Source organism: Larkinella rosea, from assembly GCF_003858635.1.
Taxonomy (GTDB): domain Bacteria; phylum Bacteroidota; class Bacteroidia; order Cytophagales; family Spirosomataceae; genus Larkinella; species Larkinella rosea.
Genome location: NZ_RQJO01000007.1, coordinates 1,604,483 through 1,620,761, shown reverse-complemented (window position 1 = coordinate 1,620,761; position 16,279 = coordinate 1,604,483). Strand labels below are relative to the sequence as shown.

Genomic DNA, 16,279 nt, shown 5'->3' with positions numbered 1-16,279 from the left:
GTGGCCTAATTTAGAAATAGACCACTCGTACAGAGCGACTGTAGGTTTGCCAGGAGGTATAAGCCAATTTACAGACGCTCGCCGGCGGTTTAATGGTAAAAACCGGGCATTCTGAGATGCGTGGCAATTTTACAACACCTTTCTTGCCGATTTCACAGTAAAAAAATGGATTCGTTGCGTTCTGGATAGTAATAACCCACAAAAACGAAGTTAAAGAAGATGACCCGTTTGGTAAAAATATGTTGTGTTGCGGGCGGTTTGGTTTCGCTCCTGTTCTGTTTAGGTCTGGTCAATCAATCCGACAAAAAACAATCTCCCAATATTATCTACATTCTGGCGGATGACCTGGGTTACGGCGATGTGTCCGCCTACAACCCCACCGGCCAAATTAAAACGCCAAATATTGACAAACTGGCTTCGGAAGGAATGCGGTTTACGGATGCACATTCGCCATCCTCAGTCTGCACGCCCACCCGCTACGGTTTGCTGACGGGCCGCTATCCCTGGCGTAGCCGTCTGCCCGTTGGGGTGTTGCGGGGCTATAGCCGGACGCTGATTGAAGCCGATCGCCCGACGGTAGCTTCGCTGTTGAAAAGCAACGGATATCAAACCGCCGTGGTGGGTAAATGGCACCTGGGACTGGATTGGGACGTGCAGAAAGGCAATGAAACGCTCCTGACTGCCGAAGGTTACGGCATCAAAACCGAGATGAATCCCGACCACATTGATTTTTCCAAAAAACCGCTGCAAGGCCCAAATACCATCGGGTTCGATTACTCGTATATTCTACCGGCTTCGCTCGACATGCCGCCGTATTGTTACCTCGAAAACCAGAAACTGACCGAGTTGCCAACGGGCTACACCAACGGGAACAAGCTGGAATCCGGCTATACGGGTCCGTTCTGGCGCGAAGGCAAGATGGCGCCTTCCTTCAATTTTTTCGAAGTGCTGCCCCGCTTCGTGGAAAAGGCCACTGCGTTCCTGAAAAAGCAAACGGCGCAAAAACCGTTCTTCCTGTATCTGCCACTGGCCGCTCCCCACACGCCCTGGGTGCCGACTAAAAACTACACCGGAAAATCGAAAGCCGGCGAATACGGCGATTTTGTGCAGCAGGTCGATGCTGCGGTCGGGGAGGTGTTGCGAACCTTATCGGAAACCGGCCTGGCCGGCAATACGATTGTCATTTTTGCCAGCGACAATGGCCCCTACTGGCGGGAAAATTTTGTCAAACAATTCAATCACAAAGCGGCTGGCGAATTCCGGGGAATGAAGGGCGACGCGTTTGAAGGCGGGCACCGCATCCCGTTTATCGTCCGCTGGCCGGGTAACGTAAAACCGGGCAGCACGAGCGCGGCCACCACCACCCTGACGAACCTGATGGCAACTTGTCAGGAAATCCTTGGGCAAAAAGCCCCGACCCCTTCACCCGAAGACAGCTACAGTATTTTGCCGGTTTTGTTGGGTAAAAGCAGGCAGGTGACTGGCCAGCCCGCTGTCGTGCACAGTTCGTCGATCGGTTATTTTGCGATTCGAAAAGGTGATTGGAAACTGATTGAAGGCCTGGGTTCGGGTGGTTTTACGGAGCCAAAGGAAGTGAAACCGCAGGCCGGACAGCCCACCGGTCAGCTTTATAATCTCGCTGCCGATGTTGCTGAAACCCGGGATCTTTACAGCCAACAACCGGAAAAAGTGAAAGAATTAACGGAGTTGTTGACCAAAATTCGGCAAAGCAACGTACGTGTTTCTAACTGAGCTGCTACCAGCTCGTCCAGCCGCCGTCGACCAGCAGGTTCTGCCCGGTAACAAATGCCGATGCATCGGAGGCCATGAAGACAATCGGGCCTTTGATGTCGTCGTCGCTGGCAAACCGCCTGAGGGGTGTCAGGCGTTTGTAGTTTTCGACAAACTCCTCTTTCCCAATCATTTGTGCAACGCCGGGGCCGTAGCCACCGGGGCTGATGCAGTTGGCCCGGATGTTGTCTTTTCCGTAAAAATTGGCGAGCCATTTGGTGAACCCCACCATGCCCCATTTGTCGTACGTATAATTGACCGGGCTCGTCATGCCGGTGCTGCCGTAAACGGGAAAATGGGGGCCAACCGCGCCCTGTATTGAGCTGATGTTGATGATGTTGCCGGATTGCTGCGGACGCATCACTTCAATAACCGCCTGCGTAATCAGTACCAAACCGGTCGAATTAATCCGCTGGGCTTTTTCCCAGCTGGCTTTGTCGATGTCTTCCAGATTTTGAAAACCGTCCCGCGAAACCGCATTGTTGACCAGAATATCGATTCGTCCGAACCGGTTTTTCACCGCGTCAACGAACGCCCGGATGGAGTGTTCATCTTCCAGATTTAACGCCATTCCTTCGGCCTGATAGCCTTTTTCCTGAATCGTTGCGGCAAATTTCCGGCATTTTTCCCCATCGCGCGACGCAATAATGACCGTTGCACCGGCTTCGGCTAATGCCATGGAAATGGGTGTCCCGAAAAAGCCCGCGCCACCGGTTACTATGGCGATTTTGCCTTCGAGACTGAATAGGTTTTTCATGAATAATCGGGTTATGATTTATGGTATTCGGTTTACAGTTTTCAGTTTACGCCGGGCCGTCGCTACGGTGGCTGAAGCGAGAGAAATGAACAATTACAATGAACCATTAATTGAGTATCAGTCTTGGCAGTGAACCGCGCCGAAAACCGTATACCGAAAACCTTAACTTTTCCAGACTGCGGGTGTAATAATTTCTTCTTCCACAGAATCAAACACGTCCTGAATTTCGGCCAGTAGGTCCGAAGGAATTGGCGGGCCCGCCAGCAACTCGGTATTTTGCTGAATCTGTCGCTGGTTGACCGCGCCAAAGACCACGCTATCCACGGCTGGCAGGTCCCGGACAAACGAAAACGCGAGCTGGGCAACGGACATCCGTGCCCGTTCGGCCAGATTCTGCAGCGCGATCAGCAGGTGTTCCGCCTTTTTCGGGGTTCCGTTCAACTGCCCCGGATTCATGAAAAACAATCCTTGCAAAAACACACTGCGGGCAAACACGAGCTTCGACTGCGCCCGGAGTTGATGAAGCAAACCGGTTTTGAGCAAGCGCTGGTCAAAGATGTTCAACGGAATCTGAGTTGCTTCAATCAGGTCCTCGTCGAGAATGTATTCGACATCTTCGGGACGAAAAACCGAAACCCCGCCAATGTCGATCAGTCCTTCTTCCTTCAGTCGGGACAGAATGGGAGGGAGAATGCCAATTACATCACGCATTTCTTCCATGCCTTTATGGAGGAGGCAAACTGGTAATTGGTTGATTTTCAGAGTTAATAACGACTCCGTTACACTCTGATGAACTTCGTTCCAGGCCCGCTCCAGATTGCCGAAATGGGCCGGACTAATCTTAAATTTTGAAACCAGATTGAGCGCGTACCGATCACCGGTTTTTTCCAGAAAGTCGCCCAGCACCCGTTCCGAAAAGCCATACTGACGCGCGGTGTCGAGTGTGTTGATGCCGGTCCGGGCCGCAAAGTCCAGCATCCGGAAACGCTCTTCCTGATCCGGAATTCCTTCCGAATTCGAAATGCCGTAATTCAATCCCAACTGCACGGTTCCCAGCGTTAATTGAGAAAACCGGTAATCGCGGAAAACTCTGTATTTCATTTTGTTAAATGTTTAGAGTGCAAAGCCCACCGCTTGTGGTCAATGGTCAATCATCAATGGTCCATAATATAGCCGACTCACCAGTAACCATAAACAACCCACCACCTACTTCACCCCAACCACCGAAGGCGTCCGGATGCCCGGTTTGATTTCTCCGCTGATGTAAACCCAGTGGTTGTTCCAGAAAACCGTGGGGAGTGTCACCCGCGCCAGAATTTTCGTTTGCTGGCCGATAAATTCCCAGCTATCGGTTTCGGGAAAATAATAAAGCATACTTTGAATAATTCCGGGATGCGTCGCCTGTGTTTTGTACATGGCCGTAACCCCATCGACGCCACCCCAGAACAAAAACCGGTCGTTGTGCAATACCGGTAAAATCGTTCCGCCAGCCGACATGCCCCGGGGCATAGGGGCCAGCCTGTCCCAAAAAGCAGTCCACTTGCCTGCATTCCGACGAAGACGTAACCGGTACGAATCCAGCAAGATAGATCGGAAATTAATGCCTTTGGAGTTGATACCTACGGTTTCGCCCCCGAACAAATAGAATTGGCCACGATAAACCGTACAAACCGGAAGCTGGCGTTCCGGACCCGGCCACGGATCTATCTCGGCCCAGCCCTGAGACCGGTTTTTTAAATCCAGCAGGTAGCATTTTTTCAAGGGAGTTCCGGTCGGCGAGCTGATGCCACCGGCGATGACAATGACATCGCCCACCAGCGCTCCAGCCATGTTCGCCAGCGGAATCGGCAGATCGGGGAAACTGGATTGGAGCAACTTTTTTCCGTCCCATTCCAATCCGATCACCCGGTTTAAATGGCCGTTTTCGTTGCTTCCGCCAATCAAAATAATCGTATTCTGGTACGACACTGTTGCACCATAACCCGCCGGAACAGACAACTTTTCGTCCGCTTTCTGCCAGTTTTTACCGTCAACCAATACATAGATATCGTCATACCATTTCTTTTTTCCGCCTTCCCAGGGGTATTTTTCGGGGAAATTAGCTCCGCCCAGGCAGATCAGTGCGTCATGGCTTACGCCCGCGTACATCCCTGCCCACCCTTTACCTCCCGGCAGTTCGGGCAACTCATTCCACTCGACCGCCGACTGCGCGACGGTTTTAAAAGCAGTCATCATAAGGAGAAAACCTAATCGAAAAAACCGGTTGATCATCTTGCCGTTATTTTGGGAAAACCGTCACCTGAACCACTCCACCCGGACCCGGTTCGCCGGAGCCACCGGTGACCAGCAAAGTCTGGCGTTGCGCCGTGTCTTCCAGAAAACAGAGATTGCTCGTCAAGGGTAAGGTCGTGTCGATGGAAAACTGCCAGTCGCCCCGCGCCGTCAACACCTGAATGGCCTGCATCCCGTAATGTGCCACCCAGACATTCCCGGCATGATCAACCGCCAGCCCATCCGGCAAATTGTCGGTTGGCTTACCGGAGCGATGAACGGGTAAATTGGCAAAGACCTTCGGCTTCGTTTTCGGAATTCCGGGCTCAGCGAGTTCGATCACCAGCACCCGGTTTTTAAAACTTTCGGCCACGTACAAAAACCGCTCGTCGCGGGATAAGGCAATACCGTTTGCGTAATCGATGCCGTCGGCAACGACCCGTTCATGGCCGTCGGAACCCACAAAAAAGACTTTTCCATCCGTTCGGATCGATTCCGTGAAATACAGATTTTGGTGCGAATCAATGATCAGATCGTTTGGCGACTCCACTACTTTATTCGCGCAAACTCCCTGAACGACCGTCTCCTGGAATTCCCCCTTTGCATTGAACACGCTAACCGCTGCCTGCTTTGGATCACATACCCAATGCGTCCCATCCGGCAGAATGACCTGTCCATTGGGGCAAGCGGTTTTTGCCCAAACGGAATAGTTGCCTTGGCGATCCAATCGGCCAATGGCTCCCCCTGTTAGGGTGGAAAAGAAAAGATTACCTTCCTGATCCACCGCCGGGCCCTCGGTGTAATAGGGCAGGTCAAGGAGTTTTTTGATGGAATGTGTCATTTGGGTTACGGTTTTCAGTATTCGGTTTACGCCAGCCCGGTGTAAACCGAATACCGCAAATTGAAAACTACTATTCAAATGGGAAAAATGGCTTTCGGCGGTTTTTGTACGCAAACAGCGTCATATCGGCCTGGGTGACGCCGGGCGTATCGACCTGCACAATGGTCGGACAAACCGGGGCGTAGGCCGCAATCGGGGCGTTGACACCTTTGGCGATGATCATCGCAAACGATTCCGGTTCTAGTCCGAAAGCCGTCATCTGCCGGAGACTGTACGGTGGGGTTCGCCGGGTCGTCAGCATGATGGTATTGCCATTGGCGGTTTTTACAATCGCCGTTTCGCCCATGTCGTAATTCACAAAACCGCCGTGTTTAGGGGTCGATTCGGTAAACTTTCCGTCCGACAATTGGTCGAGTACCACGTCCGTTTCCAATTTCTTTCCGTTTTCACCCATTGCCAATCGAAACGAGTCACCGACCTTGTATTTTCCCGCTTCCAAAACCGCCATTGGATCATAGAGGCAACAGAAAACCAATGATGAGCTTTTATCTTCCAGGTAATCAAGTAAGTGTGTACTATTTCCGGGCGCACCTCCGCCCACGTTGTCGCCCATGTCGAGCATCAGGATCGGTTTGGGTAAGGTTGCCAGTGAAGGAAGAACCTCGGAGATACCGGTTTTTCTGCCGTTAAAATCTTCTTTTCGGTGGAGGATATGGTCGGCTAATTGCTGCCCGATCGACTGCAACAGCGAACGGACATCCGGGTTTTGTTTCTCATCGCCAACCAGAATAAAGGCCGAACCCATTTCCGGCACATCCGCATACGGAAAACCGAGCAGCACGCTCGCCGAAAGCAAGCGGTTCTCCTCTTTTGTCTGGTCTACGAACTCGTACAGGCTTCGGCAAGGCTCCTGCGACGTGTATTGCTGCTCGATGCTGATCGCCATCGGCAGTTGCACCAGATGCTGCACGGGACGCCGATTACCACGCAAGGTTTCCACCAGCAGTTCGGCAGCTTTCCGGCCCGTAACCCGTTGATCGACATGCGGATTGGTGGCATAGGCAACCAGCGCATCCGTGGCCGACGCCATCGCCGGGCTGACGTTGGCGTGCGGGTCCAATGTCCCCGTGATCGGAATTTCACTGCCGAGTTTTTCGCGTAACAAACCCAGCCAGTGGCCGTCCATGTCGGGATATGAATTGGCAACACCGGCCCCGTGCGGCACCACAATGCAGCCGTCCAGGGGCAAAACCGCATCGATGGCCGTCATTAATTCGGCCAATATGAATTCATAGGCACCTTTCTCGATCATCCCGCCCGGTGTCGCCGACACGTATAGAACCGGCACCAGTTCCAGATCAGGCTGGTTATCAATTACTTCGATGACGCCACTGATTTCGTGGTGAGCGCCCTCGTATTCAGTTCGGATAGCGTCACCCGCCAGCCAGTAGCCATTTTTGAAATCATCCAGCGTCGTGGGCGTTTCAATGAAGGTGTTGGTTTCGTGGTAAATACCCAGCAGGGCAATTCGTTTTGGCATGACTGAAATTTACTTTCTGACCAAAAACACCGCATCGACTTCGAACTTCAGCAGGTCGCCGAGGCAGCCGATGAGCGTGGTTCGGGCCGGGAACGGCGCGTTGAAATACTCCCGGTAAATGGCGTTGAATTCGGCCAGGTATTCCTGTTTGCCGACGTAATTCCGCACCTGAACCGCATCGTCCAGACTCGCTCCGGCGGCTTCCACAATCCGTTTCAGGTTTTCAAACGACCGTCGGCATTCGCCTTCGAAGGTGTCATCGACAATTTGACCACTATCGTCCACCGAAGCCTGGCCCGACACAAACAGGTAATCGCCGGAAATAATACCGGGTGAAAAAGGCAGGTGACTTTTTGGAATGTTCAGCCCGCTGACCACTTTTTTCTCGTTCATAATACACCAAATTTTTGATAAGCTTCCCAGGCTTTCATGCCGTTCTTAATCGCGTCGCGCGTGCCGTTTTCGGCGTCCACTTTCTGAAGGGCAGCCACAATGACCTGATCTTCAATTTCTTTTGGAATCACGACAATCCCGTCCTCATCGGCCATGACCAGATCGCCGGGTCGGAATTTGACGCCGTCGATTTCCACCGTCACATCCAGATCGACCACGCGCTGGCGGTTTTGACTGTCGTACGGATTTTTGGAGGTGGCAAAAACCGGAAATTCCATCGCCCGCATTTTGTCGATATCCCGAACACCCCCGTGAACGATGACGCCCACACAGCCACTGTTGCGGGCCGCTGTCGACAGCAATTCGCCCCAGATGCCCGAACGGCGGGAATCGCCCGCAGCACAAATCAGCACATCATTCGGCTGGCAGGAATCGACGGCCTGCAGTTCCAGTTCGTACGGATTTTTATCGACGTCGTACATGTCCGCCCAGAGCGTGGTTTTACAGCGGCCCAGCAATTTGGGAATCCCGGTATACGCGTGAAACGGAATGCGGGTGGCCTGGTGGGTGTAGCCTAACTGATCGAGGACGTCCGACAAAACGGCCACGTATAGCTTGTCTTTTAATTCGTCAAAATTCATTTTAAAACGGGTTTATTCTGGATTTCAGGACTTTCGGGAATGTCTTCGGGCTTCGGTTTCAGGGTGTAGAGCAAACCGGCGGAAATCAGCATCGTCAAGGCGGCAAACTGGAAAATCCGGCTGAGATCGATGTCGGCATCGCGCAGAATACCACCTGCGTACAGGCCTATTCCACCGATGATGCAGGCTACCAGATTCAGAATACCATAACCCGTGGCGCGGTAGCGCTGATCGGCGATCAGGCACAGTATCGGCATCATGTTGGCGTCGAGGAAGGTCCGCGTGAAAGCATAAATCATGAAGCAGACAATGGCAACGGACAGAACGGAGGTGCTGCTTGCGATAAAAATACCCGGAGCCGCGATAATCAGCCCGATAAATGGGACCAGAATGCGTCCGCGCGGATTGGTCCGGCTCCAGCGGTCGGCCAGAAAACCGCCCGTCAGCACGCCCACCAGCGAGGCCGTATGAAAATAACCGGTTGCATACAACCCGGCGACGGTTTGCGACAAATTAAAATGTTCTTTGTAATAGGTTGGTAACCAGCCCACAACCAGCCAGCTCACAATGCCGCCCAAGCCCCAGAGTGTAAGGGCTACGATGTACGCTTTACGGCTAAACAGGTCAGCGATGGCGGCCTTGAAGCTGATGTTGGAATCTGGTTTTACGCCAATTACCGGACCTGAGGCAACAGCAACCGGGTCGCGAAGGACGAGGGCCAGGAGCACCGCATAGCCAATTCCAACCACACCAAATACACCGAATGCGTAGCTCCAGCTTCGGCTTTCGGCCAGCCAGCCACCCACAAAACCGAGACTTTGCCCAATCATGATGCCGCCCATGTGAACGCCCGTCGCCAGCGACCGGGTGGTGCCGCGGTGGTAATCGACAATCAGCGCGAGCGCAGCCGGAATGTAACAGGCTTCACTGATGCCCATCAGCGCCCGCGTCAACAGCAATTCTTCAAAAGTGGTCGCTTGTGCGGTACACCAGGTCACGATCGACCAGACAAATAAGCTGCCCACAATGACCCTGCTGCGGTTGAACCGATCAGCCAGAAAACCCGCCAGCGGACTCAGCAAACCATATACCCAGAGAAAAACCGACGTCAGCAAGCCGAACTGGCCGTCGGTCATCGGGATTTCCGCGAGAATAGAACTCCGCATGGTCGTGATCATCATCCGGTCGAGGTAATTCAGACAACCGACGACGCAGAGCAACCCCACGACCAGCCACGGATAGAACGAAGGTTTTTGGAGTGTCGGTGAAATCATGGCTTTATCATTTTAAAAGTTCTGAATCAGGATGCAAACTAACCGCTGACAGGGCCTTTGGCCGTATCGACGGCCCGGCGCTGTCAGGGTTTCGCACGCCCTGAAAGCGGTCGAAGACCCTGTCAGCAGCTCAAACAGTCAATCACAAAAACGGCTGAATCAGCGCAATGGTCTGGCCAACGTCGACGGTTTGCACCGGCGGCAGGCCAAAATTCGTTTCAACCGAAGCCATGTCCTTAAAACCGCTGCCGGTTACCAGACAAACGACGGTTTCCTTTCGGTTCACTTCGTTGCGTCGAACGGCGTCTTCCAGCCCGGCCAATGCCACGGCTCCGGCGGGTTCACTGAAAATACCTTCCTGCTGGGCCAGCGCTTTTTGCCACGCAAAAACCCGCTCGTCCGTGACAATATAGCCATTACCGCCCGTTTTTCGCCCGTTTTCAATAACCCGGTCACCGTCCAGAACGCCGGGAACCTGCAAACCGCTGACGGTGGTGGTTGAGGCAGAAACCGCTTTCGCTGTTCCGTTATTCCGCAACGAACTGGCCATCGTATCGTTCCCTTCAGGTTGCACACAGTTGACTTTGGTTCGGTGGGTTGCCGGGTTTTCGGCCAGAACGCCCAGGGTAACTGCCAGCGTCAGTCCTCCGCCACCCGCAGGTGAAAAAATATGATCGACCTGACCATTCAGCGTTTCCAGAATTTCGGCGGAAATCGTCTGAACGCCCTGCATGGCGGACGGACAATAGCGGTACGCGCTGATTGGCAACGGTATTTGGTAGGAACGACACAGTTTTTCGAGTTCATCAAAAACCGCCGTCGTAATGGCGGGATCTTTGCCAAAACCGCTTACCATAAAGATACGAGCGCCGTACAACTGCATTTGCCGGATTTTCGGTATCGGTGCCCCGTCCACCACGACCAGAATACAGGTCATTCCGGCGGCTGCGCAGTAGGCCGACAGAGCCGCGCCGGTGTTTCCGCTCGAGGTGGCAATGCAGATTTTCTGGCCTTTGGCATTCATTTCACTAACCAGAACGGCTGCAAACCGGTCTTTGTACGAACCGCTCGGATTCAGGTTTTCCAGCTTAAAATACAGATTATCAATTCCCAGCGAAGCTCCAATCGAGCGCGAACGGACGAGCGGGGTCTGGCCTTCGCCCAGCAATACGCGGTGGTGGGGCGAAACCGCCGGCAATTGGTTTTGGTATTTCCAGATCGTGTTCAAAACTCGTTGGGAAATTGTAACTTCTTGATGGAATACGAATTGAAATTGGGTTTCAAACCACCGTCGATGGTGAGGGTGGTACCGCTGATGTAGGACGCCTGCGGAGAACACAGCCAGAAGATTGCTTCGGCCACTTCACGGGACTTTCCGCCCCGCGCCATCGGGATAAAACCGGTGAGTTCAGCGGTTATTTTAGCGCTGATGTTTTCGCCTTCTGGGTCTACGTAATCATTGCTGAGTTCGGTATCGATGTACCCCGGTGCGACGCCAACGACCCGTATTCCTTTGCGCCCGTACGTAATCGCCAGTTCCGCTGTCAGGCTTTCGAGGGCGCCTTTGGCCGCGATATACGCCGGGCCGCAGCCCGAAGGCCGGGCCGCCATGACGCTGGAAATGTTGATTATGACGCCCCCATTGGCCTGTTTCTCCATGTGCTGCGCCACCCATTTGGTCAGAAAAACCGGGGCTGTCAGGCACACCCGCAGCGTTTTTTCCCAGGTTTCGATTTCCATCGTTCGCAGTGTTTCCAGCGTTCGCCAGGCCGCATTATTCACCAGCACATCGATCCGCCCAAATTGCTGAATCGTCTGGGCGACGAGCTGTTCCAGATCCGGCAACTGCGCCAGATCGCCGACAACCGGCAAACAGTCAGCACTGTAGCGGTTTTTCAAATCAGCCGCTAACGTTTTGAGCGGTTCTTCGGCAATATCAGAAAGCACCAGCCGGAAGTTCTCAGTGGCGAATTTTTCGGCCGTTGCCCGCCCGATTCCGCCCGCTGCGCCGGTGATGATGACCACTCTTTTATCCATTCTTACTAATCCGTTTACCGGGTTTGTCGATGGGCAGAATACCGCCCAACGCATCGCCTTCTTTTACTTTTACACTGGTTCGCAACAGAAATGCCAGGCCACCCAATTCCGTCGTTACTTCCGTACGGATTCCCGAAACCGGATCGAGGATTTGGCCCCAAACCTGTCCGGGGCGGACCACCTCACCCGGTTTGACGGCGGCCACAAAAACGCCATCGGCGGGCGAAGGCATTTTGGCTTGCAGATAGCCACTATCCGGTCGGTGATCCTCCACCCAAAACCGCTCGGCAATCGGGGCGGTTTGAACGGGTTCGGCAATCAGGTTCAGGTGTTTCAGGAGATTGATAAAACCGTCTTTGTACGCAGCTACAACCGGTTCGCGCAGGCCGGTTCCTCCGCCGTATTCCAGGTAAATAGCTGGAATATTCGCATCTCTGGCCACCGAAAGCGTTCGGCCATTGGGTCGGTGATCGGTTCCCCAGACGATGGGCAAATTATAGGCAATCGCCATTTGTTGCTGCTTTTCAAGTACATCCGGCGACGGATGCAGCATGTAACCCGCCAGCGGAAAAATGTCATACGCTAAACCGCCGGTGTGCATGTCGACGTAATAATCAGCTTCTTGAATCAGCGAGCTAATCCAAGAAGCGGTTTTCTCCGATACCGAACCATCCGGATTTCCCGGACAAATTCGGGCCAGATCGAGCCCGTCGGCACCGCAGCGGTTCGCCCGTTCGTACGCACTTTCATTCACAACCGACACAATCGTAACCCGGCCTGCTGCCAGCTTTCCTTCCAGCTCGTCCATCAGCGCCCTGGCCGCCAGCATCGGTTCGTATTCGTCGCCGTGGACACCCGCCGTAAGCAACACGTGCGACCCTGGCAAAACGCCGTCGATCCGTTTATAGAAGCGGTTTTCAGTGTTCTCCTTCATAATAAGCGCCCCCACAGGTGGGCTCCTGCGGGTCAAAAATGGATAGTGTTTTGAACAGCAAGCGGGCAATTTCCTGGTGCCCGCGCGCGCCCGGATGCAGCGGATCGTTCAGCCATTCGCGGTTGACGTTGATGGCGGTGGTAGTCTGCCAATGCTGGTAATTATCAACAAGTAGCACGTTTTGCGTTTCGGTCACGCGTCGGATCACCGGGATATAATCCGGCAATGTCTTCCGTTCCGGCGCTTTTTCGATGATGATCGGATTGGGCGTATGCAGAATCGGAATGGCACTCAACGCCCGGATTTTCCGGACAAGATCGGTCAGGTTTTGTTCAAAAACCGCGGTCGTTATTTCTTTTCGGGCGCAATCGTTAGTGCCGATCATCAGCGAAACCACCGCCGGTTTGAACTGGGCAACCCGCCATTCGAAATCACTCAGAATGTTGCTGGTGGCGTTGCCGCTGATGCCCGTATTGATCACCAGGTCGCGCACCCGCTTCAATTCCCAGCGAATCCGTTCCGAAAAAATCTCCGGATAGCTGCGCGAACCGTGCGTATGCTTGGCCCCGTGCGTGATGCTGTCGCCGGTAAAAAGCCAGACGTTCGGGTCTTTTCGGGCCAGCAGTTCCTTGACTTTTCCGAGATCCGGAACGTCCTGACCCGTCGCCGACGCTTCGGGAAAAACCGGTGTCAAAACCGCCGGAAAAGCCAGGCCGATCCCGGCGGTTTTGATAAATGATCGGCGGGAAAGCGCGGAATCGTTTTTCATGGAAACCCGGTTTATTGGTACAACTTCGCCAGATTGAGCCGATTGATTCGGGTGATGGACAGGTGATTTTTCTGGATGCGGTTTCCGGCGCAATAACTCAGCAGCACGTCTTTTTTGACAAAGTGAATCGCGATGTAACAATACCAGCCCTGCGGGTCCGACTCGATGTTGCGGATGTGTTGCCACGTTTTGCCTTCGTCTTTCGAAATTGCCACCGTCAACGGCGTTCGGGCATTCCTGATTTCCGGGTTGCTGCCATCGTTGTTGTTCCAAACCACCAGCAAATCGCCGGTTGACGGAATGCGGGCGATGGTTGCCGGAGAAACGGGGGAGTGCAGCGTACTGGGTTCAATCGGGCTCCAGGTTTGGCCTTTGTCACTTGAATAGGATAACTGCTGAAAACCACCTCCTGCCCGAATGATCATCATCACACGGCCGTCTTTCAACTCAATGACACCCGGTTCCTGCGTCAATACGTTTTCCGGATTGGGAACCGCCGGGCTCGACTTCCAGGTGGCTCCGTTGTCGTCCGAAAAATAGCTGAACAGGGTAGCCTGGTTTTGCCATTTACCGCCCGGGGATTGATGCTGCGCAACGGCCATCAGTAAACGCCCGTTTTTCAATTGGATGACCCGGTTGTTGTTCAACACAAAATAACCGGCTTTATCCGTAATACAAGGCATGGGTGCACTCCAGGTTTTGGCTTCGTCGGTCGAAATCCGCATCTGGGGAATGCAGTCCTGCTCGGAGTTCTTTTTCAGGTAAAAGAGCGCGATTTTCCCGTTTTGCAACCGCAGCAGCGAAACCGACATCACGTTCATATCGCCTTCCCGCGCTACAATGAGTTGATCCTGGTCGGTCCAGGTTTTGCCACCGTCTTTTGAAAACCGCCCCGCCAGATGAGCCGGTGCGTGGTCGCTCGTGCTTCCGCCGGTGTAGTGGCTATACACAAAAAGGATTCGTCCGTCTTTCAACGTGATAAAATCACCCTCGCTGTTGCGGGGATTGTCGTCGCCGGGATTCAACTGCAGGGCAACGCTGGAAACCGGGTCAGTCTGCGCCCAAACCGTTCCGAAAGTCAACAAAAGAAGCGTACAAAAAATAAGTTTGGTCATGGTGATCAGGAAGTTGTGTATGGACGATAGACGATAGACCATCGACCATTGACGTTTAACAATCGTCGATGGTCAATCGTCTATCGTCGATTTATATTGTAAATCCAATCCAGGCTCAGCCGGGTGACGTTGGTGACCGACAAACCGGTGCCTTTGGGGCGGTTTCCGGCGCAATAACTCAATAAAACGTCTTTTTTGCCTACGAAATGAATGGCCGTGTAACAATACCAGCCGTCGGGGTCGGCTTCGAGGTTTTTGACGTTCTGCCAGGTTTTGCCTTCGTCTTTCGACACCGCAATGTTCAGGGGCGTTCGTCGGCCTTTGATCGGGTTGCCCTCCTTGTTGTCGTTGTTGTTCCAGACCATCAGCAGATCGCCGGTGGCCGGAATGCGGGCGATGGTTGCGGGTGATACGGGCGACACAATGGAAGTCGGTTGCGCCGGACTCCAGGTTTGCCCCTGATCCGTGGAATACGACGCGTACTGCACACCGGCATCGGTCCGAATGATCATCATCAACTGATTGTTTTTCAGGGAAATTAAGCCTGGTTCCTGGTGCGTGATGGCGTCAGGATTAGCGACTTCCTGACTCACTTTCCAGTTCTGGCCGTTGTCGTCGGAATAATAGGTAAACAACCGACCTCTCCCGTTGAAACCGGCACCGGGGGGCGTTTCATGCAGGGCCACCGGAATGACCAGCCGACCGGTTTTCAGTTGAATAACGCGATTATTGTTCAGCACAAAATAGCCTTTCCGGTCGGTAATACAGGGAACGGCCTCGCTCCAGGTTTTGGCTTCGTCGGTCGAAATCCGCATCATCGGAATGCAGTCGTCGATGGAATTTTTGCGGGCGTAGAACAACGCAATGTTTCCGTTTTGCAGTCGCAGCAACGACACCGACATCACGTTCATGTCGCCTTCGTTTTTCACAATCGGCGTATCTTCCGGCGTCCAGGTCTTGCCGCCATCGCTGGAAAACCGCCCCACCAACGTAGCTGCGGCAAAATCACTCGAAGACGTGCCGAGAAACCGCGAGTAGATGAACAGAATCCGGCCGTCTTTCAGCGTAACGAAATCGCCTTCGCTGTTGCGCGGATTGCCGGGACCCGGATTCAGTTGCAACACCAGCTTTTTCTGCGCCGAAAGGCTCGTTGGCGTGTTTCCGGTAATCCGCAGAATTTCTTGCGCCATGTTCGCGGCAATGAGTTCGTGACCTTTGTCGTTCGGATGAACCCCGTCGAGCATAAGCGAATCAAAACTCACCCCGGTTTGCGTCTGGTAATCTCGAAAAGCCTTGTTGTTATCGACCAGCCCGGTTTGGTATTTCTTTGCATAATTCCGGACGGTTTCAAGGTACGACTGCAAGCGTTCGTTCTGATACTCCGGGTACTTTTTACCGAGCGGGTTCGGAACGGTCAGGATGATTTTACTGCCCTGTTTCTGCAGCGATTCGATCATGAACGCCAGGTTTTGCCGGTATTTCTCCAGGGGAATGCGCGACGGCCCGGTGGCGCCCCCGTTGTCGATGTGCGCATCGTTGATGCCAAAACCGATAATGGTCAGGTCGGGGTGATGGGCCAGCACGTCCGTCTCAAACCGGTCGAGCGCGTGTCTGATTTTGAACAGGTTATGGTCCGTCTGGCGACCGGTGTGGCTGCCCGGAATGCCCGCGTTGATCACCGTGGCACTCACGCCTTTCTGCGCCAGCAACTGCGGAAGCCGCTGCGCAAACACCTGATTGATGGTTTTTCGGGTGGCTGTAATGGAGTTTCCGAAAGCCACAATCGTCAGATTATCTTTATCCGTCGACCCCGGTTTTTGGGAAAAAACCGGAACGCTGAGGGAAAAAGCGAAAACCGCTGTCAGAAAAATTAGTATCCGAAAACGCATAAATTTCCGTTTAAAGTGGGTTGGTCA

15 protein-coding genes are annotated in these 16,279 nt (G+C 53.5%); 1 reads left to right on the top strand and 14 read right to left on the bottom strand.

Annotated features, from left to right (window positions below):
- Positions 1 to 219 precede the first annotated feature (219 nt).
- The gene (locus EHT25_RS06840; protein WP_124872599.1) at positions 220 to 1,752 is read left to right on the top strand and encodes a sulfatase family protein; all 1,533 of its coding nucleotides are present in this window, start codon (positions 220 to 222) and stop codon (positions 1,750 to 1,752) included.
- Between the two features lie 4 nt (positions 1,753 to 1,756).
- Here the strand turns inward: EHT25_RS06840 and EHT25_RS06835 are convergent, their stop codons facing one another.
- The 14 genes from EHT25_RS06835 to EHT25_RS33110 form a co-directional block, all read right to left on the bottom strand.
- Positions 1,757 to 2,548: an SDR family NAD(P)-dependent oxidoreductase gene (locus EHT25_RS06835; RefSeq protein ID WP_124872597.1), complete on the bottom strand. Its 792-nt coding sequence runs from the start codon at positions 2,546 to 2,548 to the stop codon at positions 1,757 to 1,759.
- Between the two features lie 162 nt (positions 2,549 to 2,710).
- Positions 2,711 to 3,649: an aldo/keto reductase gene (locus tag EHT25_RS06830; protein WP_124872595.1), complete on the bottom strand. Its 939-nt coding sequence runs from the start codon at positions 3,647 to 3,649 to the stop codon at positions 2,711 to 2,713.
- A gap of 105 nt (positions 3,650 to 3,754) precedes the next feature.
- A complete protein-coding gene (locus EHT25_RS06825; protein ID WP_124872593.1) occupies positions 3,755 to 4,783 on the bottom strand; it encodes a hypothetical protein in 1,029 nt (342 codons plus the stop codon).
- Between the two features lie 43 nt (positions 4,784 to 4,826).
- Positions 4,827 to 5,660, bottom strand: coding sequence for an SMP-30/gluconolactonase/LRE family protein (locus EHT25_RS06820; RefSeq protein ID WP_124872591.1), 834 nt, complete (start codon positions 5,658 to 5,660; stop codon positions 4,827 to 4,829).
- A 70-nt stretch (positions 5,661 to 5,730) separates the two neighbouring features.
- On the bottom strand, positions 5,731 to 7,200 hold the full coding sequence (locus EHT25_RS06815; RefSeq protein WP_124872589.1) for a M81 family metallopeptidase: 1,470 nt from the start codon (positions 7,198 to 7,200) through the stop codon (positions 5,731 to 5,733).
- 9 nt (positions 7,201 to 7,209) lie between these two features.
- Positions 7,210 to 7,593 (bottom strand): RidA family protein, encoded by a 384-nt coding sequence (locus EHT25_RS06810; RefSeq protein ID WP_124872587.1) that lies wholly within the window; start codon positions 7,591 to 7,593, stop codon positions 7,210 to 7,212.
- The gene (locus tag EHT25_RS06805) at positions 7,590 to 8,234 is read right to left on the bottom strand and encodes an RraA family protein (protein WP_124872585.1); all 645 of its coding nucleotides are present in this window, start codon (positions 8,232 to 8,234) and stop codon (positions 7,590 to 7,592) included. Before EHT25_RS06805 ends, EHT25_RS06810 begins: the two co-directional genes overlap by 4 nt.
- Positions 8,231 to 9,508 carry an MFS transporter gene (locus tag EHT25_RS06800; RefSeq protein WP_124872583.1) on the bottom strand — a complete coding sequence of 426 codons (1,278 nt, stop codon included), beginning with the start codon at positions 9,506 to 9,508 and terminating at the stop codon, positions 8,231 to 8,233. Before EHT25_RS06800 ends, EHT25_RS06805 begins: the two co-directional genes overlap by 4 nt.
- 142 nt (positions 9,509 to 9,650) lie before the next feature.
- Entirely contained in the window at positions 9,651 to 10,736 is a 1,086-nt protein-coding gene (locus EHT25_RS06795) for a PLP-dependent lyase/thiolase (protein ID WP_221622245.1), read from the bottom strand.
- Entirely contained in the window at positions 10,733 to 11,545 is an 813-nt protein-coding gene (locus EHT25_RS06790; RefSeq protein WP_124872581.1) for an SDR family NAD(P)-dependent oxidoreductase, read from the bottom strand. Before EHT25_RS06790 ends, EHT25_RS06795 begins: the two co-directional genes overlap by 4 nt.
- A complete protein-coding gene (locus EHT25_RS06785) occupies positions 11,538 to 12,479 on the bottom strand; it encodes a succinylglutamate desuccinylase/aspartoacylase family protein (RefSeq protein ID WP_124872579.1) in 942 nt (313 codons plus the stop codon). Before EHT25_RS06785 ends, EHT25_RS06790 begins: the two co-directional genes overlap by 8 nt.
- Entirely contained in the window at positions 12,463 to 13,248 is a 786-nt protein-coding gene (locus EHT25_RS06780) for an SGNH/GDSL hydrolase family protein (RefSeq protein WP_124872577.1), read from the bottom strand. Before EHT25_RS06780 ends, EHT25_RS06785 begins: the two co-directional genes overlap by 17 nt.
- Before the next feature lie 11 nt (positions 13,249 to 13,259).
- On the bottom strand, positions 13,260 to 14,363 hold the full coding sequence (locus EHT25_RS06775; protein WP_185731315.1) for a sialidase family protein: 1,104 nt from the start codon (positions 14,361 to 14,363) through the stop codon (positions 13,260 to 13,262).
- An 80-nt stretch (positions 14,364 to 14,443) separates the two neighbouring features.
- Positions 14,444 to 16,252: an exo-alpha-sialidase gene (locus EHT25_RS33110; RefSeq protein ID WP_229311452.1), complete on the bottom strand. Its 1,809-nt coding sequence runs from the start codon at positions 16,250 to 16,252 to the stop codon at positions 14,444 to 14,446.
- Between the last annotated feature and the right edge of the window lie 27 nt (positions 16,253 to 16,279).